Genomic DNA, 25231 nt, shown 5'->3' with positions numbered 1-25231 from the left:
TCAGGCGCGGACGCATAGACTCGCCTGTCATGAGCACGAGCAACCCGTTCGATCCCGCCAACTTCACCCGCCGCATTCCCGAAGGCGATGACCGTGAGCGCCTGGTGTGCGACGACTGCGGTTTCATCCAGTACGAGAATCCCAAGATCGTCGTGGGGTCGGTGGCGTACTGGGGCGACCGGATTCTGCTCTGTCGTCGCGCCATCGAACCGCGCATCGGGTACTGGACACTGCCCGCCGGTTACCTGGAACTCGGCGAAGACGTGCAGGTGGGGGCGCGCCGTGAGGCCTGGGAGGAAGCGCGCGCACAGATGGAGATCGAGCAGTTGCTGGCCGTCTACACCATCCAGCGGATCAGCCAGGTGCAGCTGATCTACCGGGCCCGGCTGACGTCGCCCGAGGTCTCAGCGGGCCCCGAGTCCCGCGAAGTGGCATTGTTCCACCCCGATGAGATCCCCCGGGACGAGATCGCGTTCCCCACGGTGCACTGGGCGCTGGCGCACTTTCAGGAGACCCGTGACCACACGGCATTCGCCCCCCGCCAGAATCCGGAAGGCGGGACCGGCAACCTCACCGGCGGGCTGTGACCCGCCCTCGCGTACTGCAAAAGGAGTTCATTGATGTACTGTCCCCAGTGTGGAGCCTCCAACGCCGATGACGCCCGCTTCTGCGAAAAGTGTGGTGCGCCACTGGATGCGGGGGAGCGGCGCCTGGTGGCCGAGGAAACGGGTTTCTTCGGTGACGGTCCGGCCGCCGGCATTGCCTACGGCGGCTTCTGGCGCCGCGTCGCCGCGGCCCTGTTGGACATGCTGGTGCTCATCCTGCCGCTCACCGTGCTGCAGATGCTGCTGGCGCCGGGCACGCTGGCGGGAGAGCAGCCGGCCGGCGCCGGGGCGCACTGGTGGACCTGGTGGGATACGTTCAACCTGGTGGTCGGCTGGATGTACTGGGCGGGGATGCACAGCTCCAGCTATCAGGCCACGGTGGGCAAGATGCTCATGGGCATGAAGGTCACGGATCTCGAGGGCGGGCGCATCTCCTTTGCCCGGGCGACCGGCCGGTATTTCGCCGAGATCCTCTCCGGCGTGCTGCTGATGATCGGCTACATCATGGTTGCCTTCACCCGGCGCAAACAGGGGTTGCACGACATGATCGCCGGGACGCTGGTTGTCCGGGTGTCATCGTAGCGGAGGCCGCGCCATGACGTTCCGCAACGACCCCGTGGACGTGGACGCCCTGCCGGCCTTCGAGCGGGTTGCGTTGACGCCGGTCTCGACGCGGTTCGCGCCTTACAGGGTCATTGCGACACTGGGCTTCTGGGGGCCGCTGACGCTGATCGTCCTGCTGACCCCGCTCTGGGCCTCGGTGCCCCTGCCGGCGCATGCGGCCCTGCTCGCGGCGGTGCTGGTGGTGGCTGCGAGCGCCGCGGTACTGTCCGCTCTGGAGGCCCGGCGACGCGCCTTCGCCCTGCGCGAGGAGGACCTCATCCATCAGGCCGGGCTGGTGGTGCAGCGGACTACCGTCCTCCCGGTCTGCCGCATCCAGCATGTGGAGACGGCCAGCGGTCCGCTGGAGCGTGTGTTCGGATTGATGCGGCTCACCTGTTTCACCGCCGGCGGCACCAGTGGCGATCTCGTGCTGGCGGGCCTGCGGCCGGAGACGGCAGAATCGCTGCGCCAGCACCTTCTGGAGCGCATCCGTGCCCGGGATGGCCTCACGACCCCGCCGCCCGAGGATGGCCCTCTTGACTGAGGCGGTGGCGGCGGGCTGGCAGCGCCTCTCGCCCTGGTCCGTGGTCTTTCTGTTCGTCCGCGGAGTGCTGCAGTTCGTGCGCGAGAACGTGCCGGTGCTGCTGGGTGCCGGCGCCGGGGTGGCGGTGATCGAGCGGATCGGTGCCACCGAGGTGGTCCTTGCCCTGGCGGCACTTCTGCTGATCGCCGCGTTGTTGAGTCTGGTGTACTACCGCCGCTTCCGCTTCCGGCTGGATGACGACGTGCTGCTGGTGCAGAAGGGGCTGTTCGAGCGCACCGAGCTCAAGCTCTCCGCAGGCCGGATCCAGCACATCAGCCTGGAGCAGCCGGCGTACATGCGTCCGTTCGATATCGTCCGGTTCAGTGCCGCCACCCCTGGCGGCGTGACCACCGAACTGGAGCTGCCCGGGATCCGGCGCCCGCTGGCGGAGTCGTTGCGGCAGGCTCTGAGCAGCGGCGGCCCGGTGCCGGACGGTGATGGTGCCCCGGCCGGCACGCCGTCAACAGAGGTGGTCTTCCGGCTCGGTGCCCGCGGCCTGACCCTGCACGGGCTGGCCAGCAACTCCGTCTATCTGTTCGCGGCCTTTCTCGCGCCGGTGCTGCAGCCCCTGGAACGGCTGGCACGCCAGCATCTGGACACACTGGGTGATTCCGCCGGGGTGCGGATGGTCGTGGAATCCCCGTGGATTGCCGGGAGCACCATTCTGGTCGGCCTGGTCGCGCTGCTCATGCTGGTGTCGGTGGTGGTGGCGTGGTTGCGTTTCCACGGTTTTACCCTGGTGACCGAGGGCGACCGCTACGTGCAGCGCAGCGGGCTGTTCAATCGCCAGGAGCAGGTCCTCTCCGCGCGCAAGCTGCAGTCCGTCGAGTGGGTGCAGACCGCACTCGGGCGCCTCCTGGGGCGCGGGTATCTGGTCTGCCGGCAGTACGGAGGCCTGCCACGCGCCGCGGACCACGCCGGACAGGGGTTTCTGATTCCCGGGCTCGGTGTCGCCGAGGGGCCGGCGCTGGCGCGGGTGTTCTGGCCGCAGCTTGCCCTGGAAGGCGACTATGCCCGGGTCCACCCCCGCTACCGGCGTGCCATGGCCGTGCGTTTCGCGCTGGTGCTGCTGGCGGTTGTCGGGTTCGTGTCCGCCAGCGCCGGCCAACCGTGGTGGCTGCTGGCCGCACTGGCCGTGCCGCCCCTGGCCTGGACGTTGGGGCACCTGCGCTGGCTGGCCGTGGGCTGGCGCGTGCATGACGACCACGCCTTTATTCGCACGGGGCTGCTTGGGCGGCGCACCTCCGCCTTTCCACTGGGCAACGCCCAGGCCATCCGCTTGCAGCAGAGCTGGTTCCAGCGCCGGTGGGGGGTAGCCACGCTGCAGATTACCCTGGCCAGTGGCCCGGAGCGGATTCCCTGGGTCGACCTTGCCGAGGCCACCGCGCTGGCGAACCGCACGCTGTTGCACGTGGAAGCGCCACCGGGCGACCATGCTCTCCAGTCCGGGCGCGACTGAGCAGGCGCACCGGGCGACCCCGGCCCCAAGCCGGCGTCGCGTGTTCACGCAGGGAGTCCGCCCATGCCCGTATCATCCCACTACACCCCCGACAGCCGGCACGAGCAGCTGGGGCCCGCCTTTTACGATGCCGTGGAGGCGGCGCCGTTTCCGGATCTGCGGCTGCGTTTCCGCAACCAGCACTGGGCCGAGCGTATCGGGCTGGGCGCGCTGGACGAGACGGAGTGGCTGGCGCATTTCGGCCGCTTCGAGCCGTTGCCCGACAATCTCGCGACCCCCCTGGCGCTGCGCTATCACGGCCATCAGTTCCAGACTTACAACCCCGAGCTGGGCGACGGGCGTGGTTTTCTGTTTGCCCAGCTCCGGGACGAGCGGAACCGGTTGCTGGATCTTGGCACCAAGGGCTCCGGGCGCACGCCCTGGTCCCGCGGCGCCGACGGCCGCCTGACCCTGAAGGGCGGGGTGCGGGAGGTCCTGGCAACGGAGATGCTGGAGGCGCTCGGGTGTTACACGTCCAAGAGCCTCAGCCTGATCGAGACCGGCGAGGATCTGCTCCGTCACGACGAACCGTCGCCCACCCGCTCCTCGGTGCTCGTGCGGCTGAGTCACAGCCATGTGCGCATCGGCACGTTCCAGCGGCTGGAGCGCCTGGGCCAGCGCGACGAGCTGCGCCGTCTGGTGGACTACTGCATCGAGACCTACTGGCCCGAGGCCGCCGACGAGCCGGATCCGGTGGCCGGTCTGCTGCGTTGTGTCGTTCGCGCCACGGCGGACATGACCGCCGAGTGGTGGGTCGCCGGTTTCGTTCACGGCGTGCTCAACACCGACAACGTGGTCATCACCGGCGAGAGCTTCGATTACGGGCCGTGGCGCTTTCTGCCCCACCTGGACCCCTATTTCACGGCGGCGTATTTCGATCACATGCGGCTGTATGCCTTCGGTCGTCAGCCCGGCGTCATGGTGTGGAACCTGGAGCAGCTTGCCCGCAGCCTGGCGCCGCTCAGCCAGGCCGCCAAGCTGCAGGGCCGGGTGGGGGCGTTCGAGACCCGTTTCGACGAGGCCGTGGTGACGCGCACGCTCACCCGCCTCGGTCTGCAGACGCCCGAGCCCTGGAGCGAGGCCCGCGCGCTGGTGGGACACTTCTACGAGGCCATGGAGGCGAGCCACATCCCGTTCCAGCGGCCGTTCTTCGACCTGGTCGGCGGTGCTGCCCCGGAGCGCCTGGAAGCCAGTCCGGAGGCGTCCACATACCGCTCCGCGCACTGGTCCGGGGTGATCGATGAGCTGCGGGCCTGTGATCCCCTGCCGGGTGTCGCCACCGTGGGCGAGGCGGCCTACTGGCAGTCTCCGGAGCCCATGGCCATGCGCGTGGACGAGGTGGAGGCGATCTGGAAGGCCATCGCCGATGACGATAACTGGGAACCGTTCACGGACGCCATCGACGCCATGCGTATGATGGCACGCGCGCACAGGGATCTCGGGGTGGCCTGGCGCTGACGCGAGGGAGCCCTATGGATACGGATGAAGTGATCGCGCGGAACAACGTGCGAATTGTCGGTGAGGGCGAGCGGACGCTGATGCTGGCCCACGGGTTCGGTTGTGACCAGACCATCTGGCGGCGTCTCCTGCCGTGGTTCGAGGCGGATCATCGCATCGTACTGTTTGACTACGTGGGCTCCGGCGGCTCCGATGCCGGTGCCTACGACCCGCGCCGCTACGGCCGCATCGACGGCTACGCCCAGGATGTGGTTGAAATCTGCCGGGCGCTGGACCTGCGGGAGGCCGTGCTGGTCGGTCACTCCATCAGCGCCATGATCGGCCTGAGAGCGACCATTCGTGCGCCGGAGCATTTCTCCGGCCTGGTGATGATCGGTGCCTCGCCGCGCTACTGCAACGACCCGCCCGGATTCACCGGCGGGTTTGACCGTGAGGACATCCTCAGCCTGCTGGACATGATGGAGCACAACTTCGCCAGCTGGGCCCGCATGCTGGCGCCCACGGTGATGCAGAACCCGGAGCAGCCCGAACTCACCGACGAGCTGGCGCACTCCCTGGCCGCGAATACGCCGGGGATAGCGCGGGAGTTTGCCGAGGTTGCCTTTCTCTCCGACAACCGTGACCTGCTGCCCCGTGCGACAGTGCCCTCGCTGATCATCCACTGCACGGATGATGCGCTGGCGCGGCCGGAGGTGGGAGAGTATCTGCAACAACACACGCCCGGGAGCACCCTGCGCATGATCGAGGCCAGCGGACATTTCCCGCACGTGAGCGCGCCCGAAGCGACCGCATCGATCCTGCGGGACTATCTCCGTGCGCCACCCTCCCGGAACGGGCGCTGATCGGCCGGCGGCCGACCTCCCTGGCCGAGGTTGATGGAATGGGAACCGACGGACGACTGGATAATGTCCCTTGCGGAATCGCGCATCTGGATGCCGGCGACGTGGTGCTGGGGGCCAATGCCACCCTGGCGCGGATGCTGGGGTGTGACGGGCCTGATCGGTTGATGGGCCAGCGCCTCACCGCGTTCATGGACGCGCCCAGCCGCATCTTTCACCAGACGCACATGCGCCCGCTCCTCAAGCTGCAGGGGAGCGTCAGCGAAGTGTATCTGCGGCTGCTGAGCACCACCGGCGAGCCGGTCCCCGTCATCCTCAACGCCCGCCGGCGCGCCGGGGAAGAGGATGTGGTGGATTACGCCATCCTCGCGGCGCCCATGCGCAGCGACTACGAAAGCGAGCTGGTGCAGGCCCGGCGCGAGGCCGAGGAGGCCGCCCGTGCCAAGGAGCGCTTCCTGTCCACCATGTCCCACGAGTTCCGCACGCCGCTGAACGCCATCATCGGTTTCTCCGATCTGCTGCGTGCCGGCCATGCCGGGGAGATCAACGCCGAGCAGAAGGCCCAGCTGGGCTACATTCACGAGGCGGGGCGTTACCTGAACACCCTGGTGAACGACATCCTGGGCTATACCCGCATGGGCACCACGGAGCTGGCGATCAACCTGACGCGGTTGCCGGTGGCCACGGCACTGGAGCGTGTGGAAGCGCTGGTGGGGCAGGAGTTCGACCGTTGCGGGGTGAATTACCGGCGCGAGGATGGCCCCGCCGGTGTGTGTGTGACTGCGGATCCGGACCGGATCCAGCAGATTCTCATCAACGTCCTCGCCAACGCCGCCAAGTTCACGCCACCGGGCGGCGTCGTCACCGTGCGCTGGGAGGAGCGGGGCCGCCAGGTGCTGATCCACGTTGCCGATACCGGGCCGGGGATTCCCGCAGCCGACCGGGGCCGGATCTTCCAGCCGTTCACACAGCTCGACAACGACGACAATGCCGTGCGCCGCCGCGGTGTCGGCCTGGGCCTGGCCATCAGCCGCGAACTGGCCCAGGCCATGGAGGGAGACCTCACGGTCGTCAGCGAGGAGGGCGACGGGTCCACGTTTACCCTCAGCCTGCCCCTGGCCGCCGGTCAGTCGCCGTCCTGACGTGTCCACAGGGGGCGTGCGGCGAGCAGCCCGAGCAACGGACCCGGCAGCAGCGCAATCAGCAGATAGGCGGGCTCGACCCGGAACTGCAGCCACTCCAGGAGCATCAGGCTGCCGATGCTGATGGAGAAACCGATGCAGTTGGTCAGCGTCAGCGCCGAACCGACAATGTCCACCGGCGCATGGCGGGCGTTCAGGGCGGAGAACTGGGGTGAATCCCCGGCGGCGGTGATGCCCCAGACCACCACGAATACGGCGAACAGCCACGGTGGTGCCGCGAGCATCAGCGGCGACAGGAGGCAGCACAGCGCCGAGGTGCCGAGCTGGGCAATGGCCACCCGGCCACCACCGAACCGCTCCACCAGCAGGCCGCCGGCGGCGCAGCCCAGAGCGCCGACACCGATGAAGACAAAGGCCGCCATGGACAGGGCCTGGCCCTCCAGTCCATAGGCCATGAACCACACGGGAATGAATGCCCAGAGCGCGTACAACTCCCACATGTGGCCGAAATAGCCCATGACCGTGGCGCGAAAGCGGGGAACGCGGAAAGCGCGGAACACGCCGGCAAAGCGGACGGCGCCGCTGCGCTTCAGGTTCGGGCCCTCCGGTACGCTGCGGGCGATCACCCCGGCGACCACCGCCAGGGCCGAGGTGCCAAGGATCACGGCCTGCCAGTCCCAGGTGACGCCAACGGCGCTGATCAGGTGGGCCGAGGCGGTTCCCAGCACCAGTGCGCCGACCAGGAAACCCAGGGCCCGACCGAGCCCGCCGCCGTACCAACCGGCCGCCATCTTCATGCCCACCGGATATACGCCGGCGAGCGAGAAGCCGACGATGAAGCGCGCCACGAGGACGGCGCCGAACTGTTCCGGGGCCAGCAGCACGCTGGCGTTCGCGCCGGCGCCCACGAGCGCCGAGAGGAGAAACACGTTGCCCGGGTGAAATCGGTCGGCAATGGCCAGGAGGGCGAAGCAGAGGGTGCCGGTGATGAAGCCGAGCTGGACCGCCGTGGTGACGATGCCTTCGCCGCCATCCGTGCCCCAGGCCTCCTGCAGATCGCCGATAACGGCGTTGGGCGCAAACCACAGGCTGGTGGCGAGCAGCTGGGCAATAACGATGGCGGGCAGCAGCCACCGGGGTGGTGTTGTATCCATGGGCGATCCGCGTTGGCGCCGCCCGTAGAGCGGCATTACTCCTGGTGCTGTCGCATGACCACGTCGGGGCGGAATCCGCAGATCAGCGCCCCCCAGTGCCGGTCCTGCAGCATGATGGGCAGCGAGAGATCGTTCAAGACCTCTCCCGTATCCCGCAGGTAGGTCTGCAGCAGCAGCGGGTCGGTGTTGCGTGCGCGACGGATTTCCGTGTCGTTGTCGGCGAAGATGCGCTGGTGACGGCTGCGCGGCACGTCGTGCTCCGGGTCGCCGGTGGTCGGCTCCGAGACGTTCGAGTGGTGGATGGCCGCGTAACCGGCGCGGTCGATGATCAGCATATAGGCACCGCCCGGGATTGCATCCCGGCCGGCGTCGATCATGTCCTGAAAGCGGCGGGAAAAGGCCTCGGTATAGGCGGTGGTGTATTTCTTCGGGTTGCCGTCGAACACGCACTGGTAGTCCTGGTCGAACAGGTTGACCCCCTCGGCCAGCATCGCCTCCAGCGTGCGCTGGATGTGATCGCGGTAGGTCGTCGCCGTGTCGAGGATGCTCTCCAGGGTCCCCTCGCCCAGCCGATAGCGGGCCAGCAGCGCCATGCTCCGCTCCGATGCCTCGCGGAGCGTGGCGGAGAACGCGGCGGACTCGCGCATGGATTGGTGCACCTGCTGGCCCAGGTCGCGGATGTCCGTGCTGCGGGCATGGATGTCCTGGTTGGTGACCGTCAGCTCCTCGATGGAGGTGCCGATGGCGATCAGCTCGCCGTGGGCGTTCTCCAGCGCGTCCACCATGCCGGCAAAGGTGTCCGTGGCGCCGCCCACGGCGATTCGGGTCTCTTCCGCGTACTGGCGCATCTGCTCGCTGCCGGCCACGGTCTCCTGCACCTGGGTATCCATCTCCGCGACGATGCCGTCGATCTGGCTGGTGGCCTCGTGCACCTTGCTGGCGAGATCGCGGACTTCCTCGGCGACCACCGCGAAACCGCGGCCCGCCTCGCCCGCCCGGGAGGCCTCGATCGCGGCATTCAGGGCGAGCAGGTTGGTCTGGTTGGAGAAGCCCTGCACCAGGTTCATGATCGAGCGGATCTGTCCGGCGCTGTCCGTGAGCCGGCCCACGGTCTCCGCGAACTGCTCGAAGCGCCGGCTCATCTCCGTGATGCGGTCCGAGGCGTGGCCCAGCTCGTCCCGGGAGCTGCGCACCTGTTCCAGGTTTTCGGCGTTGTTGGCGGACATCACGTTGCTGCGCCCGGAGATGTCCTCCAGCGCCCGGGTGGTCTCTTCGCTGGACTGGAAGATGAGCTGGGAGTAGGACTCCTGATCCTCGGCCCGCTGCTCGGCGCTGCCGGTGGTCTTGCGCAGGCGGGCCGCTTCCACGGCGATATCCAGCGCGCGGTAGCGCAGGTCGCCCAGGGTCTCCCGGAGCTGGGCCACCACCTGCTCACTGGCCGAGTCCACGCCGGCGAGATCGGCGCTGTCCTGCGACAGGTCGCCACTGAGGTCGCCGCCGCTGCCGTGGATGCGGTCCAGCCCCGCGCGCAGCTCGTGTACGGCACGGTCCGCGCGGGTGCCCCAGAGGTGGATGGCTGCGGCCGCGATCAGCACGCCGGCGCCGAGCGTGAGCACCGCGATGACGCCGGTGGGCATCAACCCCATGGCGATACCGCCCAGAGCAAGGGCGTGCAGCAACAGGAGTACTGCGGCAAGGGTGATCAGGCGTGTGCTGAAGGGACCATGCACGGTATCCGTCCTCGTCAGGCCGTCGGGTAGCGTGGCGCGCGTCGGCGGGGTTGGTCACGGCCGACTGCGCGTGTCCCCGGACGTGTCGGCCGGCCACCGGAAAACTTGACCCTGACTAGGGTCGGGACTGCAAGCGCTGCAGCCGCCAGACGGCGATGGCGGTCACTGCCACTGCCGGCAGCATCAGCAGATTCAGCCAGGTCCAGCCGACGTTGTGCAACAGCAGCCCCGACAGCAGCGACCCGACCGCCACCAGGGAGAACACCACCAGGTCGTTGGCGCCCTGGGTCTTGCCCCGTTCCGCCGGCGTGTGGGTCTGGGTCAGCAGCGTGCTGCCGCCGACGAACAGGAAATTCCAGCCGATGCCGAGCAGGATCAGTGCCGTGAGAAAGTGCGTGAAGGTGGCGCCGCTGACGGCGACGACCACCGAGGCCACCAGCACGGCGCAGCCGGTGAGCAGCATGTTGCCCAGGCCGAAGCGGGCGATCAGGTGGCCGGTAATGAACGAGGGGGCAAACATGCCGAGCACGTGCCACTGCATGACCATGGCGGCCTCGCGCATGCCGAAGCCCTCGGCCTGCATGGCCAGGGGCGTGGCGGTCATGACCAGGATCATGATGGCATAGCCAACGGCCGCGGTGATGAGTGCGACCCGGAATGCGGGTTGCCCCGCGATGTCGGCGAAGGAGCGGGTCACGGCGTCCGGGGGTGGTTCGCTGGCCGCGGGCACCCGCAGGAACGCGAGCAGCCCGGAGCCCGCCAGTGCCAGTGCGATGATCACGGCGTAGGGGCCGGCGTTGGGGGCGGCGGCGAACAGGGCGGTTGCCTGGCTGGCGTTCCAGGGCCCGAGAAAGGCGGCGATGACGCCGCCGGCCATGACCAGGGAGATGGCACGGCTGCGGAAGGCGTCGGAGGCGACATCCGCGGCGGCAAACCGGTAGTACATGGCGAAACCCTGGTAGAGCCCGAGCAGCAGGTTGCCGAGACAGAACAGCCAGAAGCTGGAGACGACAATGCCGGCCACGGCGATCGCGCCGCCCAGGCCGCCGCCGCAGATGGCGCCGATGAGAAAGCCCGGCCGGCGGCCGTAGCGTTTCATGAACAGCGAAGCGGGCAGGGTGAAGGCCACCGTGCCCACCATCATGGCGGCCACCGGCAGGGTGGCGAGCGCCGGCGTTGCCGCCAGTTGCTGGCCCACCAGCCCGCCCAGGGTCATGACCGTGATCGACGTGATCAGGAACAGCGCCTGGTTGATGGCGAGAATGGCGACATTGCGTTTCTCGCCCGCCGGCGCTGCCGTAGTCAGTTCACTGGTCTCCGTTTGCTGGTGTGATGCGGATGAGTTCGCCATCGGCGTGGTCCGTGAGCAGATAAATCGCGCCATCCGGGCCGACCCGGACATCGCGCATGCGCCGGTCCAGGTCCTCGAACAGCCGGCTGGTGTCGGTGACCGTCGTGCCGTCGAGCTGAACCCGGATGATGCTGCGTGCCACCAGCCCGGCGATGAGCAGGTCGCCATCCAGCTCCGGGAACGCCTCTCCCCGGTACTGGGCCATGCCGGCGGGCGCGATGGCCGGGGTCCAGACGTACACCGGGTCTTCCATGTCCGGGAGCGAGGTGTGCGGCGTGATGCGCGCACCGGAGTAGTCCACGCCGTGGGTGGCCACGGGCCAGCCGTAGTTGCCGCCGGGGGTGAGCACGTTCAGCTCGTCACCGCCGCGGGGGCCGTGTTCGTGGGCCCAGAGGCGGTCGTTGTCGGCATCGCGGATCACGCCCTGGACGTTGCGGTGGCCGTAGCTGAAGATCTCCGGGCGCGCGTCGGGCGCCTCCGCGAACGGGTTGTCCGCCGGCACGTCGCCATCGTCCGTGAGGCGCAGGATGGTGCCGGTGTGGTTGTCCAGCCGCTGCGCGTCTTCGCGGTAGTCGAAGCCGTCACCGTAGGTGACCAGCAGGGTGCCATCGCCCGGGAACAGCAGGCGACCGCCCAGGTGGACCGGCGTGTCGCGGGTGGGCTCGGCGGTGAAGATGGTCTCGATGTCCGTGAGCCGGTGATCGTCCAGGCGCCCGCGGATGACGCGCAGGGTATTGGCGCTGTCGCTGCCGTGGGCGAAGCTCAGGTAGATCCAGCCGTTGTCGTCCCAGTCGGGGTGGGGCTGCACGTCGAACAGGCCCGCCTGGTTGCGCACGTAGATGTCCGGCAGCCCCGCCACCGGATCGTCATGCAGGGTGCCGTCCTCGATCACGCGCAGGCCGCCTTCGCGCTCGGTGACCAGCATGCGGCCATCCGGCAGAAAGGCCAGTGACCAGGGGTGGCGCAGATCGTCGGCGATGGTCTCGCGCTGATGTTCGGGGCTCGCTGCTGCAACGGATGGCATGATGACAGCCAGAGCGGTTGCGAGCGCGGCGGCCAGTACGCGCTTCGGGGGCATTCGTGCGACCCTGTGGCAATCGGGAATTGACACCATAGCAGCATACTGACGACTCTGTTTACACCATGACTGGAATGAAATCAGCAGTGCGGTACGGAGTGGCATGGATCGGTGCGGTGGCCGTGGCCGCTGTGCTCGGCTCTATCGTCCAGAGCCAGTTCAGCATGGCGGCGATTGTCTCACTGGGTGTCGAGGTGACGCCCGCCCAGTGGCTGGGCGTGACCGTGCGTGACCTGTTCGGCTTCGCGCCGGTCTGGGCCCTGGTGGTGGCGGCGGCACTGCTGCTGGCGTTCCCCGTTGCCGGTCTGCTGGCGCGTCGGGCGCCCGATGCGCGCATGGCATTGTATTTTCTCGCCGGTGGTGTCGGCGTGATGTGTGCCCTGGTGATCATGGCCGCCGTACTGCCGGTGACGCCGGTGGCGGCTGCGCGCAGCCCGTTCGGCATGGCGCTCATGGCGTTGGGCGGCGCCGTGGGCGGTGTGGCTTTCGCCCGCTGGACCGCGGCGCGCGGGTAGGTAGTGGCCATGGCGGCGGTTGCCGGCATGGCCCGTGCGTCCTGACCGAGGTTGCCTGACATGTCCACGTTCGAACACCGGCTGCAGCAGTTCGATCCCGGGGTCATCTGGCTCGACGACAACAACCACGTGGTCGGCATGAACGGTGTTGCCAGCCAGATCCTGGGGGTGGCCGTTGGTGAAGTGCTCGGCCGGGAAGTGCTGCAGCTGCACCCGGAGAAAAGCCGCGAGAAGATCGCCTGGCTGCTCGATTCCGCCCGCCGCACCGACGGCTGTCCCGCCCGGTCGCCGCCGCCCATGACCATGATGATCAACATCCCGGACCGCGTCCTCCTGATCAAGCTGTCGCGGATCTTCGGCACCGGCGGGGAGGCGGTGGGGGCCTGCCTGGTCTTCTTCGACGTGACCGACGAAACCTCCCGGGAGGCGCTGCCGGACGAGGATGTGGAGCGGCGGCAGCTGTTCAAGCTCCCGGTCTACAAGCACAACCGGGTGATGCTGCTGGACCTCGCGGACGTGGTCTACCTGAAGGCGGGCGGCCATTACACCGAAGTGGCCATGGGCGGCGAGCACTACCTGTGCAATCTCTCCCTGGCCGACCTGCAGGGGCGGCTGGACCCCGCCCGCTTCCTGCGTGTGCACCGCAGCTACATGGTCAATCTGGCGCACGCCGTTGCCCTGGAGCGCGAGCAGGAGCAGCACCTGCTGGTCATGCAGGATCCCACCGAGTCGCGCATCCCCGTCAGCCGCAGCAATGCGGCACAGGTGAAGGGGCTGTTCGGCCTCGCCTGACATTCACGCACCCAGACTGCCGTTCATGTCGCCAGGGCCGCCATTGGTGCAGGGGCGCTTGCGGCCCGCCCGTCCGTGTCTTGTACTCGGGAGCAGGGCGGCTGCGGCCGCCGGGAGGAGGCGCCGGGCTCAGGCCCGGCGAGGCTCGAGAACGACACCCCAAGAGGTGCGCGCATGATCCCTGGCAACTTCGAGTACCACTCGGCCAGCGGAGTGGACGAGGCCGTGGCGCTGCTGGCCCGGCATGGTGACAGCGGCAAACTGCTCGCGGGTGGCCACAGTCTGCTCCCCATGATGAAACTGCGGTTTGCCGAGCCCGCCCATCTCATCGATCTGAACGGCATCGCCGAGCTGCGCGGTATCAGCGAGGAGGGCGACTTGCTGGTCATCGGCTCCATGACCTCCGAGAACGCCCTGATCGACTCGGCGATCCTGCAGCAGCGCTGCCCCGTGCTTCCCGAGGTGGCACGGCTCATCGCCGATCCCCAGGTGCGCAATCGCGGCACCATCGGTGGGGACGCCCTGCACGGCGATCCCGGCAACGATCACCCCGCGGTGCTCATGGCGCTGGAGGCGGAGTTCGTGATCCGCAGCGCGGCCGGCGAACGCCGGGAGCCGGCCAACGGCTTCTACCTGGGGCCATACCTGACGGCACTGCGCGACGACGACCTGGTCACCGCCATCCGCGTCCCGGTCCCGGCCGCGGATCACGGCTGGGCCTACGCCAAGTTCAAGCGCAAGACCGGGGATTACGCCACGGCCGCGACGTGCTGCCTGCTGGAGATGGAGGGTGACACCTGCCGGCGCGCGCGGATCACGCTGACCAACGTCGGCCCCACGCCCCTGCGCGCCGAAGACGCGGAAGAGGTGCTGGTGGGTCATACGGTGGACGCTGCCGCCATCGAACGTGCGGCGCAGGCCGCCATGAGCATCTGCGAGCCGGCGGCCGACCTGCGCGGCAGCCCCGAGTACAAGACGCACATGGCCGGCGAGATGACCCGTCGCGCCATCACCACCGCGCTGCGGCGCACCAGGGGGGAGTGAGCATGGGCAAGCACGCCGTCACCGTGACCATCAACGGGCAGTCCACGGATGTGGCCGTGGACAGCCGCGAGCTGCTGATCCACACCCTGCGCGACCGTCTGCGCCTGACCGGCGCGCACATCGGCTGCGAGACCTCCCATTGCGGCGCCTGCACCGTGGATCTGGACGGCGCCTCGGTGAAGTCCTGCACGGTGCTCACCGCGCAGTGCCAGGGCGCCGACATCCGCACGGTGGAGGGCCTGGCCGGTGCCGACGGCCTGCATCCGCTGCAGGAGGCGTTCTTCCAGGAACATGGACTGCAGTGCGGTTTCTGCACGCCGGGCATGCTCATGCGCGCCTACCGCTTCCTGCAGGAGAACCCGAGCCCCACGGCCGAGGAGATCCGCCACGGCATGGCCGGTAACCTCTGCCGCTGCACCGGCTACCAGAACATCATCAACGCGGTGCAGGCGGCGAGCGGCAAGATGAATCAGCCCGAGGCCGAGTCCGCCGAATAGGCGTGCCGCCGGTGGCATTGAATCGAGGAGGAGGCGTGTTCCATGGCGATAACCGCTGACGAGCTGGAGCGTAACGAGCGGCTGGGCGGGGTTGGCTGCCGCCGACGGCGTGCCGAGGATGCACGCTTCATTCAGGGCAAGGGCAACTACGTGGACGACATCCAGCTGCCGGGCATGGTCTACGGCGACTTCGTCCGCAGCCCCCACGCCCACGCCCGCATCAAGGCCATTCACAAGGACAAGGCCCTGGCCATGCCCGGCGTCCACGCCGTGCTCACCGCCGAGGACCTGGCCCCCCTCGGACTGCACTGGATGCCCACCCTGGCCGGCGACAAGCAGATGGTGCTCGCCGACGGCAAGGTCTGCTTCCAGAACCAGGAAGTGGCCATGGTCATCGCCGACGACCGCTACATCGCCGCCGATGCCATCGAGATGGTGGAGGTGGAGTACGAGGAGCTGCCGGCGCTGGTGGACCCGCACCGCGCCATGGACGACGATGCCGTGGTGATCCGCGATGATCTGGAGGGCCAGACCGAGGGCGCCCACAGCAAGCGCATCCACCACAACCACGTGTTCACGTGGGACGTGGGCGATGCCGAGGCCACCGACAGGGTGTTCAGCGAGGCGGCGGTCACCGTCAAGCAGGACATGCTCTACCCGCGGGTGCACCCCTGCCCGCTGGAGACCTGTGGCTGTGTCGCGTCCTTCGACAAGGTCAAGGGCGAGCTCACGGTGCACCTCACTTCCCAGGCGCCGCACGTGGTGCGCACCGTCTTCTCCACGCTCTCCGGCATCCCCGAGAGCAAGGTGCACATCAACGCCCCGGACATCGGCGGCGGGTTCGGCAACAAGGTGGGCGTCTATCCCGGTTACGTGGTGGCCACCGTCGCCTCCATCGTTCTGGGCCGGCCGGTGAAGTGGATCGAGGACCGCATCGAGAACCTCTCCACCACCGCCTTCGCCCGTGACTACCACATGACCGGCGAGCTGGCCGCCACCGAGGATGGCCGGATCCTCGGGCTGCGCGCCTACGTGCTTGCCGACCACGGCGCCTTCGATGCCTGCGCCGACCCGAGCAAGTGGCCAGCCGGCTTTTTCAACATCTGCACCGGCAGTTACGACATCAAGACCGCCTACGCGCGGGTGGACGGCGTCTACACCAACAAGACCCCGGGTGGCGTTGCCTACCGCTGCTCGTTCCGGGTGACGGAGGCGTGCTACTTCATCGAGCGCATGATCGACGTGCTCGCCGTGAAGCTCGGCATGGACAAGGCCGAGATCCGCATGAAGAACTTCATCCAGCCGGAGCAGTTCCCCTACCAGTCGGCGCTGGGCTGGGAGTACGACAGCGGCGACTACCCCACGGCGTTGCAGCAGGTCATGGACGCCTGCGATTACCAGGGCCTGCGCCGGGAGCAGCGCGAGAAGCGTGAGCGCGGCGAGATCATGGGTATCGGCCTGTGCACTTTCACCGAGATCGTCGGCGCCGGGCCCACGCGCAACTGCGACATTCTCGGTGTGGGCATGTTCGACAGCGCCGAGATCCGCGTGCACCCCACGGGCAGCGTCATCGCGCGCATGGGCACCAAGACCCAGGGGCAGGGCCACGAGACCACCTACGGCCAGATCATCGCCAGCGAGATCGGCCTGCCCTCCGAGAACATCATCATCGAAGAGGGCAATACCGACACCGCCCCCTACGGCCTCGGCACCTACGGCTCCCGCAGCACGCCCGTGGCCGGTGCCGCCACGGCGCGCGCCGCGCGCAAGATCCGCGACAAGGCGCAGAAGATCGCCGCCCACCTCATGGAGGTGAGCGAGGACGATCTGGAGTGGACCGGCGAGGGCTTCCGGGTGAAGGGCGTGCCGGATCAGGTCACCGACATGCCGAAGATCGCCTGGGCGGCCTACAACAACGTGCCCGAGGGCATGGAGCCGGGGCTGGAGGCGGTGGACTACTACGACCCGCCCAACATGACCTACCCCTTCGGCGCCTACCTGTGCGTGGTGGACATCGACCGCTACACCGGCGAGACGGCCATCCGCCGCTTCTACGCCCTGGACGACTGCGGCACCCGCATCAACCCCATGATCATCGAGGGGCAGGTGCACGGTGGCCTGTGCGAGGCGTTCGCCGTGGCCATGGGGCAGGAGCTGCCCTACGACGGCGCCGGCAACATCCAGGGCGCGTCGCTCATGGACTACTTCCTGCCCACCATGGTGGAGACGCCTTACTGGGAGCTGGATCACACGGTGACCCCGTCGCCGCACCATCCCATCGGCGCCAAGGGGGTGGGGGAGTCCTCCCACGTGGGCGGCATTCCCTGCTTCTCCAACGCCATCAACGACGCCCTGGAGCAGTTCGGCAGCGGTCATGTGAACATGCCGCACAACGCCTACCGCGTGTGGCAGACCCTGCATGCCCTCAAGCTGGACCAGCGGCCGGAGGCGGCCAACGTGGTGCCGTTCGAACCGAAGCGCCGGCCGCCGACGGGCGATGCCGCCGGTGGCTCCGCCGCGGCCATCAGCTCCCCGGACAAGGGTGGCAGCAGCAAGGGCATGGAGGTCACCCTGGATCGCAACTACCCGCTGGACGTGCCGGCGGATGCCGCCTGGGCGCTGCTGCAGGACGTCAATCAGGTGGCCTCGTGCATGCCCGGTGCCGCCATCGTCGAGCAGACCGGCGAGAACACCTACCTGGGCGAGATGAAACTCCGGGTCGGCCCGGTGACCTCCAGCTTCAAGGGCGACATCGAGGTGCTGGGCATCGACCCGGATCGGCACGAACTGCGTATGGCCGGCCGGGGCGGCGATACCAAGGGCAGCTCCAGCGCCACCATGACCCTCACGGCCCGTATCGAGGACAGGGGGCAGGGCCACTGCGAGCTGGTGGGCAGCACGCGCATCGAGCTCAAGGGCAAGCTCGCCTCCTTCGGCGGGCGCATGCTCGAGAGCGTCTCCGACCGCATGCTGCAGGACTTCGTGGACACCTTCCGCAACCGCGTCGCCGCCCAGGGCGAGGGCGCGGCCGCCGAGGAGGCGCGCCGCCGGCTCGATGAGGGCCCGAAGGAGATGAACGCCCTGGCGATGCTGTGGCAGATGATCAAAGGGCTGTTCGGGCGCAAGTGAGGCGCAGGTGATGCTGGATCCCGCAGCGTACAGGCAGCGTCTCGCCGAGGCCGGTTACGTGGCGGAGCCGGCCCTGGCGGCGACGCTCTCCCTGTCCGACCGTCTCGGCCGGCCGCTGCTGCTGGAGGGGGAGGCCGGCGTCGGCAAGACGGAAGTGGCCAAGGCCCTGGCCGCCGTGCACGACTGCCGCATGATCCGGCTGCAGTGCTACGAGGGGCTGGACGCCCAGACCGCCGTCTACGAGTGGGACTACCAGCGCCAGCTGCTGGCCATCCGGCTGCTGGAGGCCGAGGGCCGCAGCGGCCCCGAGGCCGAGGACGCGATCTTCTCCGAGCGCTACCTGCTGCGCCGGCCGCTGCTGGAGGCCATCAGCCAGCCCGAGCCGCCGGTGCTGCTGGTGGACGAGATCGACCGCGCCGACGAGGAGTTCGAGGCGTTTCTGCTGGAGGTGCTGGCGGAGTTCCAGATCACCATTCCGGAGCTGGGCACCATCACCGCCACCAGCCGGCCGCGGGTGTTGCTCACGTCCAATGCCACCCGCGAACTCTCCGACGCCCTGCGGCGGCGGTGCCTGTACCACTATCTGGACTACCCCACGGCGGAGAAGGAGCAGGCGATTCTGCGTGCACGCCTGCCGGAGGTGGACGACGCACTGGCCCGGCAGGTGGTGCGGTTCGTCCAGTCCCTGCGTCAGCAGGGCCTGCGCAAGGCGCCCGGTGTTGCCGAAACCCTGGACTGGGCGGCGGCGCTGAACGGGCTGGGCGTGGAGCGGCTGGACGCGGACCCGGAGACCCTGCTGGAGACGCTCTCCTGCCTGGTCAAGACCCGCCAGGACCGAGACGCGCTTACCCCCGAACAGGTGAGTGCGCTGGCGGCGGGGGCGCGATGAACACGCCGGCGACCCGGATCACGCCGGTCACGCGGGGCCTCATGGGGCTGACCCGGACCCTGCGCGCCCGGGGCTGGCCGGTGGGCATCGAAGAGCAGCACGATGCCCTGCGCATCGCCGAGACCGTCGGTGTGGATCACCGCGAGCAGCTGCGCGACGCGCTGCGCGCCCTGTACTGCGGGACGCCCGATCAGTGGCGGGAGTTCGATACCCTGTTCAGCGACTACTGGTTTCCGAAGCGCGGCACGCGCACTCGGGCCAGCGGCCCCGGCGGCGGGCTGCAACCGGTGCCGGGGCGGTCCGGGGGCGAGCCGCAGTCGCAGCCGGACAGAGCCGGCGACGACGGCAGCGAAGATGCCGAACCCGGTGGTGCCCGGGAAGGGGCGAGCCGGCGCGAGGGGCTGGGGCGCACCGATTTCCGCCACCTGCACGACCCGGCGGAGCGTCGCGCCCTGGATGCACTCACCGACCGCATGGCGCGGCGCTGGAAATACCGCCTGCGGCGGCGCTGGCGGGTCGTGCGCAAGGGGCGGCATCTCAACCTCCGGCGCACGCTGCGCAACAGTATCGGCCGGGGCGGTGTGCCCGTGGATCCGGTCTGGCAGCGCCCGCGGCGGCAGCCGCCGAATCTCGTTCTGCTGGTGGACGCCAGCCGCTCCATGAACCTCTACAGTTACCGGTTCCTGCGCTTCGCCGCCGGGGCGCTGACGGCATTTCCCGGCTCCGAGGCCTTCGTCTTCCACACGCGGCTGATCCGCGTCACCGACGCCCTTGCCGAGCCCGCCGCCGAGCGCATGGGCGAGAAGCTCGCCCTGGTGGCGTCGGGCTGGAACGGCGGCACCCGGATCGGGGACAGCCTGGCCGCATTCAACCGCCAGTACGGCGGGGGCGTCCGGCGCCGCACCGTGGTGGTCGTGCTCAGCGACGGGCTCGACACCGGCGATATCGACGTGCTCACCGGTGCCCTCGCCGAGCTGCGTCGCCGGGCCGGACGCCTGATCTGGCTCAACCCGCTCATGGGGCGCCAGGGCTACGCCCCGGAGGCGCGGGCCATGAAAGCGGCGCTGCCTTACCTGGACCGGCTTGCGCCGGCGCACACCCTGGAGAGCCTGATGGCGCTGGAGCAGGACCTGGTACGCCTATGAGGGACACCGATGATCAGCAGTGACGACGTCTTCAGCCACCTGCAGCGGTTTCGCACTGAGGGCACCCCCTGCGCCCTGGTCACGGTGGTCCGGACCCTGGCGCCAACCTCCGGCAAACCGGGATCCCGAGCGGTGATCACCATGGCCGGTGCCGTGCACGGCTGGATCGGCGGGGGCTGCGCCAGCGGCGCCGTGCTGCGCGCGGTGAAGGACGCCCTGGCCGACGGCGAGCCGCGCCTGATCCGCGTCTCACCCCCGGGGAGCAGCAGCAAGGGAGAGGATGGCGTGATCGATTTCGACATGCGCTGTGCCAGCCAGGGCACCGTGGACCTGTTCATCGAGCCCATGCTGCCGCCGCCGGTGGTGCGCGTCCACGGCAGCGCGCCAGTGGCCCGGCATGTGGTGGAAATGGCGACCCGCGTCGGGCTGAGTGTCCAGGTGCTGGCGCCGGATACGGACGCCGCCAGTTTCCCGGGTGCCAGGCGGCATGCGGCGGGTCACGACGTCCCGGCCGAATGGCCGTCGGCCCGCTGGTCCGTGGTGGCAACCCAGGGGCAGGGCGACCGGGCGGCGCTGGAGGCGTCCATCGGCACGGGCGTCGAGCGGATCGCGCTGATCGCCAGCCGACGCAAGCGGGACGCCCTGCTGCGGGACATGGAGGAGCGCGGCGCGTCCGCCGAGGCCCTGGCCCGTGTGCACGCACCGGCGGGGGTCAACATCGCCGCCCGCACGCCGGAAGAGATCGCCCTGTCCGTGGTGGCGCAACTGGTGGAATGGCGGCGGAGCGGCGTGGAGGGGGCCGGTGTCGGGCGCGATGCCGGCGCGGACAGCTGCTGCGGGCAGGTGTCGTAAGCGGCTGACGTCGAATCCATTCCCGACGCCGGTGTCACGGCGGTATCATGGCGGGCTCATTCACCAGCAATGCCATGGAATCGCGTTCGTGCCCAGTCCCCGTCCTTCCCGGCCCCGCATCGGTCTCGCCCTCGGCGGCGGCTCCGCCCGGGGCTGGTCGCATATCGGCGTCATCAAGGCGCTGGCCGAAATGGATATCGAGCCCGATCTGGTGGCCGGCACCTCGGTCGGCGCCATTGTCGGGTCCATCTACGGGCTGGACGCCCTGGAGGCGTTCGAAGAGTGGGTGATGCGCCTCAGCCGTCGCGACATCATCGGCTACATGGATCTGGGGTTCTCCAGTGGTGGCTTCTTCGAGGGCAAACGGTTGGTCAAGACCTTCCGCGAGCATTTCGGCGAGGCACGTTTCGAGGATCTGCGCCTGCCCCTGGGCGTGGTGGCAACGGAGCTGGAAACGGGGCTCGAGGTCTGGTTGCGGGACGGCGGGCTGCCGGAGGCGGTGCGCGCTTCCATCTCGCTGCCGGGCATTTTCACACCCGTGCAGCACAACGGGCGCTGGCTGGTGGACGGCGGGCTGGTGAATCCGGTGCCGGTCTCCCTGTGCCGGGCCATGGGCGCGGAGCGCGTGATCGCCGTGAGCCTGAATGGTGACCTGGTGGGGCGGCACATCCGCCGCCCCCGTCAGCCGGAAGTGGAAGAGGAGGCGGTGGATCCCAACTGGATGGACCGCCTCTCCGCCGGCATCCGCGAACACGCGCCCTGGCTGAAGGTTCCGCCCATGCCGCAGTTGCGCGGGGGCGATCCGACACCGGGGCTGCTGCAGGTGACGGCGAACTCCATCAACATCATGCAGGACCGCATCACCCGCAGCCGCATGGCCGGCGATCCGCCGGACATGCTCATCTCGCCGCGGCTGTCCCACATCGGCCTGCTGGAGTTCGACCGGGCCGCCGAGGCCATCGCCGAGGGCGAAGCCGCCGTGCGCCGCATGGCCCCGGCGCTGCAGGACCTGTTCGAGGTGTAGAACGAGGTGAGTTCGTGGATGGTGGATCTGAAGATCCACCCTACGCCCGACACCGCCTCCACGCAGGAATCCCGCAGGCATAGGGTGGACCTTCAGGTCCACCATCCCGGGCACATCACCCCAACCGGCACCGCAACTCGTAGGGTGGACCTTCAGGTCCACCATCCCGGGCACATCACCCCAACCGGCACCGCAGCTCGTAGGGTGGACCTTCAGGTCCACCATCCCGGGCACATCACCCCAACCGGCACCGCAACTCGTAGGGTGGACCTTCAGGTCCACCATCCCGGGCATATCCCCCCAAACCGGCATCGCGGCTCGTAGGGTGGACCTTCAGGTCCACCATCCCGGGCACATCACCCCAACCGGCACCGCAGCTCGTAGGGTGGACCTTCAGGTCCACCATCCCGGGCACATCACCCCAACCGGCACCGCAGCCCGTAGGGTGGACCTTCAGGTCCACCACCACGATCTCCGCCTCACTCCCGGAATCCGGGGTACTGCTCGTCGGCGATACGCAGCAGGCCCGGCCAGGCGAGCTTGGCGGCGCCGCCGAGCATCTGGCCCTGCTCCCGGGTGGTATCGATGGCCTGCTGGTCCGGCAGGTGGTGCGGGCCGTTGCCGGCGCGCACCTGGATCTCGCAGGCGCGGGTGAAGAAGTACAGGTAGATGAACGCCTCCGGCACCGTCTTGCCGGCGGTGAGCACGCCGTGGTTCCAGAGCATCATGATGTTCTTGTCGCCCATGTCCCGGATCAGCCGCTCGCGCTCGTCCAGGTTCAGGGCCACACCCTCGTATTCGTGGAACGCCAGATGCGCCTGGCAGAGCATGGCGGTCTGGCTGAGCGGCTTGAGCCCGCCTTCCTGGGCGGAGACGGCCATGCAGTTTGGCTCGTGCAGGTGCATCACCGCGTGGGCGTCGTCCCGCGCCATGTGCACGGCGCTGTGGATGGTGAAGCCGGCCGGGTTGATCTTGCCTTCGCCATCCTTGTCCACGGCGTTGCCATCCTTGTCCACCTTCACCAGCGACGAGGCGGTGATCTCGTGGAACAGGTAGCCGTAGGGGTTGAGCAGGAAGTGGTGCTCCGGCCCCGGCACACGGCAGGAGAGGTGGGTGAAGATGAGGTCGTCCCAGCCGAAGTGGGCCACCAGCCGGTAGGCTGCGGCGAGCTGGACGCGCACGTCCCACTCGGTGAGCGAGTCGAAATCGGTGTTCAGTGCGGGATCACTGGTTTTCATGTCCATGGTGTTCTCCTCGTCGGGGCCCGCCGGTTCATAGCCAGGCGGGTTCGGTCGTCAGCGGGGTGTCCTCCACCTGGCGGAGCAGATCCGCGTGGTAGTGGACCTTGGGCAGCTCCACGTTGAAGAAGTAGCGGCACGCCGCCAGCTTCCCCTGGTAGAACGCCCGGTCGTCATCCGTGGCGGGTGTTGCGTCTGCCGCGGTGATCCCTTGCCGCAGCCACAGCCAGGCCATGACGATGTGCCCGGTCATCTCCAGATAGTAACTCGCGTTGGCCAGGTAGCGCTCCTGATCGCCGGTCTCCGCCACCGTAGCCAGTGCCTGGGTGGTGTCACACAGGGTGTCCAGGGCGCGCCGCAGGGCATCGGCGTGGCCGGCCATGGCTGCCGGGCCGCTCCGGTCCACGTCGTCCGCGGTGCGGCGCATGGCGTCCACCAGGCAGCGGAATGCGGCGCCGTCCTCCTGGCGCACCTTGCGGCCCAGCAGGTCCTGGGCCTGGATGCCGTGGGTGCCCTCGTGGATCGGGTTCAGGCGGTTGTCGCGGAAGTACTGCTCCACCGGGTACTCGCGGGTGTAGCCGTAGCCGCCCAGGATCTGGATGGCCAGATCGTTGGCCCGCAGGCAGTAGTCCGACGGCCAGGACTTGATGATGGGCGTGAGAATGGCCAGCTGCCGCGCCGCGTCGGCCCGTGCGCTGGCGTCCGGGTGGGTGCGTTCATCGTCCACCAGGGTGGCGCAGTACAGCCCCAGGGCCAGGCCGCCCTCCACGTAGCTCTTCTGCGCCAGCAGCATGCGGCGCACGTCGGCGTGCTCCGCCAGCAGCCGCTGCGGCGTGGTGGGGTCCTTCTCGCCGGGCGCGCGTCCCTGGCGGCGCTCCAGCGCGTAGTCGCGGGAGTGGAGGTAGCCGCCGTAGCCGAGCATGACCGCGCCCAGGCCGACACCGATGCGCGCCTCGTTCATCATGTGGAACATGCACTTCAGGCCGTCGCCGGGGCCACCCACCATGTAGCCGACGCAGTCGCCGCTCTCGCCGAAGTTGAGCATGGTGGAGGTGGTGCCGCGGTAACCCATCTTGTGGATGAGCCCGGCGAGTTTCACGTCGTTGCGCCGGCCCAGGCTGCCGTCGTCGTTGACCAGGTACTTGGGCACGATGAACAGGGAAATGCCTTTCACCCCCGGCGGCGCGTCGGGCAGGCGTGCCAGCACCATGTGCACGATGTTCTCGGAGAGTTCGTGGTCGCCGGCGGAGATCCAGATCTTGTTGCCCTGGATGCGGTAGCTGCCGTCGTCCTGCGGCGTGGCGCGGGTGCGCAGGTCGCCCAGGGAGGAGCCCGCCTGGGGCTCGCTCAGGCACATGGTGCCGAAGAAGCGGCCGCTCAGCATGTGCGGCGTGTAGCGCTCGATCTGCTCGTCGCTGCCATGGGCGAGGATCAGGTTCGTGGCCGCCACGGTCAGGCCGATGTAGGCGAAGGTGCCCACGTTGGCGCCCTTGGCGATGGCGGTGCAGGTCTGCGCGATGGTCGCCGGCAGCTGCATGCCGCCGCGGTCGAAATCCTGGGCGGCGGCGATCAGGCCGGTATCGCAGTACACGTCCAGCGCCTGCTTCACCTCCGGAATGGTGGTCACGGTGTCGCCGTCGAACTCCGGCTCCTGGAGGTCGTTCTTGCGGTTGTGCGGGTAGAGGTGATCCACGGCCACGCGGTGCGCCGTCTCGATGGCGGCGTCGAACGTCTCGCGGTTGTGTTCGGCGTAGCGCTCGCGCTCCGTGAGCCGTTCCACGTCCAGCAGTTCGTAGAGGAGGAAATCCAGGTCACGGCGGTTGACGATGGGGCTGTTCATGGTGGTCTCGCGCAGTGGGGTGGAGTAATCCGTCGGAGCCGTGCGACAGCGGCTTCAGCCGCGAGATGATGGCTCGCCTGTATGGCCGCAGCCGGGCTTCGGTCAGGGGGCGCCGGTCGGGCAATCCGGTCACGGACACGCCACAAGTACTTCCCTGTAGGCTCGTCTCCAGCCGTCCATGGCTGGAGACGGTCCGTGACCGGATCACCCGACCGGCGACCGAGG

Annotated in this window: 22 protein-coding genes; 16 read left to right on the top strand and 6 right to left on the bottom strand. The window is 68.8% G+C overall.

Features of this window, described 5'->3' with window-relative positions; all coding sequences use genetic code 11:
- The first annotated feature begins 29 nt into the window (after nt 1-29).
- The 7 genes from BMZ02_RS06780 (at nt 30) to BMZ02_RS06750 (ending at nt 6728) form a co-directional block, all read left to right on the top strand.
- The gene (locus BMZ02_RS06780; RefSeq protein WP_091641225.1) at nt 30-587 is read left to right on the top strand and encodes an NUDIX hydrolase; all 558 of its coding nucleotides are present in this window, start codon (nt 30-32) and stop codon (nt 585-587) included.
- 33 nt (nt 588-620) lie between these two features.
- Entirely contained in the window at nt 621-1187 is a 567-nt protein-coding gene (locus tag BMZ02_RS06775; protein WP_091641222.1) for an RDD family protein, read from the top strand.
- Nucleotides 1188-1200: 13 nt separating this feature from the next.
- Nucleotides 1201-1752 carry a PH domain-containing protein gene (locus BMZ02_RS06770; RefSeq protein ID WP_091641220.1) on the top strand — a complete coding sequence of 184 codons (552 nt, stop codon included), beginning with the start codon at nt 1201-1203 and terminating at the stop codon, nt 1750-1752.
- Nucleotides 1745-3250 (top strand): PH domain-containing protein, encoded by a 1506-nt coding sequence (locus BMZ02_RS06765; RefSeq protein ID WP_171909838.1) that lies wholly within the window; start codon nt 1745-1747, stop codon nt 3248-3250. The genes BMZ02_RS06770 and BMZ02_RS06765 overlap by 8 nt, the downstream gene beginning before the upstream one ends.
- A gap of 63 nt (nt 3251-3313) precedes the next feature.
- The gene (locus BMZ02_RS06760; RefSeq protein WP_091641215.1) at nt 3314-4747 is read left to right on the top strand and encodes a protein adenylyltransferase SelO family protein; all 1434 of its coding nucleotides are present in this window, start codon (nt 3314-3316) and stop codon (nt 4745-4747) included.
- Between the two features lie 14 nt (nt 4748-4761).
- Complete coding sequence (locus BMZ02_RS06755; RefSeq protein ID WP_091641210.1) at nt 4762-5589, top strand: alpha/beta fold hydrolase; 828 nt, start codon at nt 4762-4764, stop codon at nt 5587-5589.
- Nucleotides 5590-5627: 38 nt separating this feature from the next.
- The gene (locus BMZ02_RS06750) at nt 5628-6728 is read left to right on the top strand and encodes a PAS domain-containing sensor histidine kinase (RefSeq protein WP_091641208.1); all 1101 of its coding nucleotides are present in this window, start codon (nt 5628-5630) and stop codon (nt 6726-6728) included.
- Here BMZ02_RS06750 and BMZ02_RS06745 read toward each other — a convergent pair.
- The 4 genes from BMZ02_RS06745 to BMZ02_RS06730 form a co-directional block, all read right to left on the bottom strand.
- A complete protein-coding gene (locus tag BMZ02_RS06745) occupies nt 6713-7882 on the bottom strand; it encodes an MFS transporter (RefSeq protein ID WP_091641906.1) in 1170 nt (389 codons plus the stop codon). The genes BMZ02_RS06750 and BMZ02_RS06745 overlap by 16 nt on opposite strands.
- A gap of 35 nt (nt 7883-7917) precedes the next feature.
- On the bottom strand, nt 7918-9612 hold the full coding sequence (locus BMZ02_RS06740; RefSeq protein ID WP_091641205.1) for a methyl-accepting chemotaxis protein: 1695 nt from the start codon (nt 9610-9612) through the stop codon (nt 7918-7920).
- A gap of 115 nt (nt 9613-9727) precedes the next feature.
- A complete protein-coding gene (locus tag BMZ02_RS06735) occupies nt 9728-10963 on the bottom strand; it encodes an MFS transporter (RefSeq protein WP_091641203.1) in 1236 nt (411 codons plus the stop codon).
- A complete protein-coding gene (locus tag BMZ02_RS06730) occupies nt 10920-12041 on the bottom strand; it encodes a PQQ-dependent sugar dehydrogenase (protein WP_091641200.1) in 1122 nt (373 codons plus the stop codon). Before BMZ02_RS06730 ends, BMZ02_RS06735 begins: the two co-directional genes overlap by 44 nt.
- 74 nt (nt 12042-12115) lie before the next feature.
- On the opposite strand from BMZ02_RS06730, the gene BMZ02_RS06725 reads away from it, so the two are divergent.
- The 9 genes from BMZ02_RS06725 (at nt 12116) to rssA (ending at nt 21928) form a co-directional block, all read left to right on the top strand.
- Nucleotides 12116-12556 (top strand): hypothetical protein, encoded by a 441-nt coding sequence (locus BMZ02_RS06725; RefSeq protein WP_139209158.1) that lies wholly within the window; start codon nt 12116-12118, stop codon nt 12554-12556.
- Nucleotides 12557-12616: 60 nt separating this feature from the next.
- Nucleotides 12617-13348: a LytTR family DNA-binding domain-containing protein gene (locus BMZ02_RS06720; RefSeq protein WP_091641195.1), complete on the top strand. Its 732-nt coding sequence runs from the start codon at nt 12617-12619 to the stop codon at nt 13346-13348.
- Nucleotides 13349-13522: 174 nt separating this feature from the next.
- On the top strand, nt 13523-14392 hold the full coding sequence (locus BMZ02_RS06715) for an FAD binding domain-containing protein (RefSeq protein WP_091641192.1): 870 nt from the start codon (nt 13523-13525) through the stop codon (nt 14390-14392).
- Nucleotides 14393-14394: 2 nt separating this feature from the next.
- A complete protein-coding gene (locus BMZ02_RS06710) occupies nt 14395-14889 on the top strand; it encodes a (2Fe-2S)-binding protein (RefSeq protein ID WP_091641190.1) in 495 nt (164 codons plus the stop codon).
- 42 nt (nt 14890-14931) lie between these two features.
- Nucleotides 14932-18018, top strand: a complete 3087-nt coding sequence (locus BMZ02_RS06705) for an aerobic carbon-monoxide dehydrogenase large subunit (protein ID WP_091641188.1) — start codon at nt 14932-14934, stop codon at nt 18016-18018.
- A 10-nt stretch (nt 18019-18028) separates the two neighbouring features.
- Entirely contained in the window at nt 18029-18907 is an 879-nt protein-coding gene (locus BMZ02_RS06700; RefSeq protein WP_091641185.1) for an AAA family ATPase, read from the top strand.
- Complete coding sequence (locus BMZ02_RS06695) at nt 18904-20052, top strand: vWA domain-containing protein (protein WP_091641183.1); 1149 nt, start codon at nt 18904-18906, stop codon at nt 20050-20052. Before BMZ02_RS06700 ends, BMZ02_RS06695 begins: the two co-directional genes overlap by 4 nt.
- 9 nt (nt 20053-20061) lie before the next feature.
- On the top strand, nt 20062-20904 hold the full coding sequence (locus BMZ02_RS06690; protein ID WP_091641180.1) for an XdhC family protein: 843 nt from the start codon (nt 20062-20064) through the stop codon (nt 20902-20904).
- 88 nt (nt 20905-20992) lie between these two features.
- Complete coding sequence (gene rssA, locus BMZ02_RS06685) at nt 20993-21928, top strand: patatin-like phospholipase RssA (RefSeq protein WP_245753965.1); 936 nt, start codon at nt 20993-20995, stop codon at nt 21926-21928.
- 479 nt (nt 21929-22407) lie between these two features.
- Here rssA and BMZ02_RS06680 read toward each other — a convergent pair whose 3' ends face one another.
- Nucleotides 22408-23172 carry a class II aldolase/adducin family protein gene (locus BMZ02_RS06680; RefSeq protein ID WP_216110728.1) on the bottom strand — a complete coding sequence of 255 codons (765 nt, stop codon included), beginning with the start codon at nt 23170-23172 and terminating at the stop codon, nt 22408-22410.
- Nucleotides 23173-23200: 28 nt separating this feature from the next.
- Complete coding sequence (locus BMZ02_RS06675; RefSeq protein WP_091641175.1) at nt 23201-25006, bottom strand: acyl-CoA dehydrogenase; 1806 nt, start codon at nt 25004-25006, stop codon at nt 23201-23203.
- Nucleotides 25007-25231 lie beyond the last annotated feature (225 nt).

The sequence above is a fragment of the Aquisalimonas asiatica genome (assembly GCF_900110585.1).
GTDB lineage: Bacteria > Pseudomonadota > Gammaproteobacteria > Nitrococcales > Aquisalimonadaceae > Aquisalimonas > Aquisalimonas asiatica.
Note: the sequence above shows the minus strand (reverse complement) of the source record. Positions and strands in the feature narration are given on the sequence as shown.

Excerpts from the sequence above, each read along its gene's own strand:
- BMZ02_RS06780 (WP_091641225.1), top strand. The coding sequence starts at position 30 with ATGAGCACGAGCAACCCGTTCGATCCCGCCAACTTCACCCGCCGCATT.
- BMZ02_RS06775 (WP_091641222.1), top strand. The coding sequence starts at position 621 with ATGTACTGTCCCCAGTGTGGAGCCTCCAACGCCGATGACGCCCGCTTC.
- BMZ02_RS06770 (WP_091641220.1), top strand. The coding sequence starts at position 1,201 with ATGACGTTCCGCAACGACCCCGTGGACGTGGACGCCCTGCCGGCCTTC.
- BMZ02_RS06760 (WP_091641215.1), top strand. The coding sequence starts at position 3,314 with ATGCCCGTATCATCCCACTACACCCCCGACAGCCGGCACGAGCAGCTG.
- BMZ02_RS06755 (WP_091641210.1), top strand. The coding sequence starts at position 4,762 with ATGGATACGGATGAAGTGATCGCGCGGAACAACGTGCGAATTGTCGGT.
- BMZ02_RS06750 (WP_091641208.1), top strand. The coding sequence starts at position 5,628 with ATGGGAACCGACGGACGACTGGATAATGTCCCTTGCGGAATCGCGCAT.
- BMZ02_RS06745 (WP_091641906.1), bottom strand. The coding sequence starts at position 7,882 with ATGGATACAACACCACCCCGGTGGCTGCTGCCCGCCATCGTTATTGCC.
- BMZ02_RS06735 (WP_091641203.1), bottom strand. The coding sequence starts at position 10,963 with ATGGCGAACTCATCCGCATCACACCAGCAAACGGAGACCAGTGAACTG.
- BMZ02_RS06730 (WP_091641200.1), bottom strand. The coding sequence starts at position 12,041 with ATGCCCCCGAAGCGCGTACTGGCCGCCGCGCTCGCAACCGCTCTGGCT.
- BMZ02_RS06725 (WP_139209158.1), top strand. The coding sequence starts at position 12,116 with ATGAAATCAGCAGTGCGGTACGGAGTGGCATGGATCGGTGCGGTGGCC.
- BMZ02_RS06720 (WP_091641195.1), top strand. The coding sequence starts at position 12,617 with ATGTCCACGTTCGAACACCGGCTGCAGCAGTTCGATCCCGGGGTCATC.
- BMZ02_RS06715 (WP_091641192.1), top strand. The coding sequence starts at position 13,523 with ATGATCCCTGGCAACTTCGAGTACCACTCGGCCAGCGGAGTGGACGAG.
- BMZ02_RS06710 (WP_091641190.1), top strand. The coding sequence starts at position 14,395 with ATGGGCAAGCACGCCGTCACCGTGACCATCAACGGGCAGTCCACGGAT.
- BMZ02_RS06705 (WP_091641188.1), top strand. The coding sequence starts at position 14,932 with ATGGCGATAACCGCTGACGAGCTGGAGCGTAACGAGCGGCTGGGCGGG.
- BMZ02_RS06700 (WP_091641185.1), top strand. The coding sequence starts at position 18,029 with ATGCTGGATCCCGCAGCGTACAGGCAGCGTCTCGCCGAGGCCGGTTAC.
- BMZ02_RS06695 (WP_091641183.1), top strand. The coding sequence starts at position 18,904 with ATGAACACGCCGGCGACCCGGATCACGCCGGTCACGCGGGGCCTCATG.
- BMZ02_RS06690 (WP_091641180.1), top strand. The coding sequence starts at position 20,062 with ATGATCAGCAGTGACGACGTCTTCAGCCACCTGCAGCGGTTTCGCACT.
- BMZ02_RS06680 (WP_216110728.1), bottom strand. The coding sequence starts at position 23,172 with ATGGACATGAAAACCAGTGATCCCGCACTGAACACCGATTTCGACTCG.
- BMZ02_RS06675 (WP_091641175.1), bottom strand. The coding sequence starts at position 25,006 with ATGAACAGCCCCATCGTCAACCGCCGTGACCTGGATTTCCTCCTCTAC.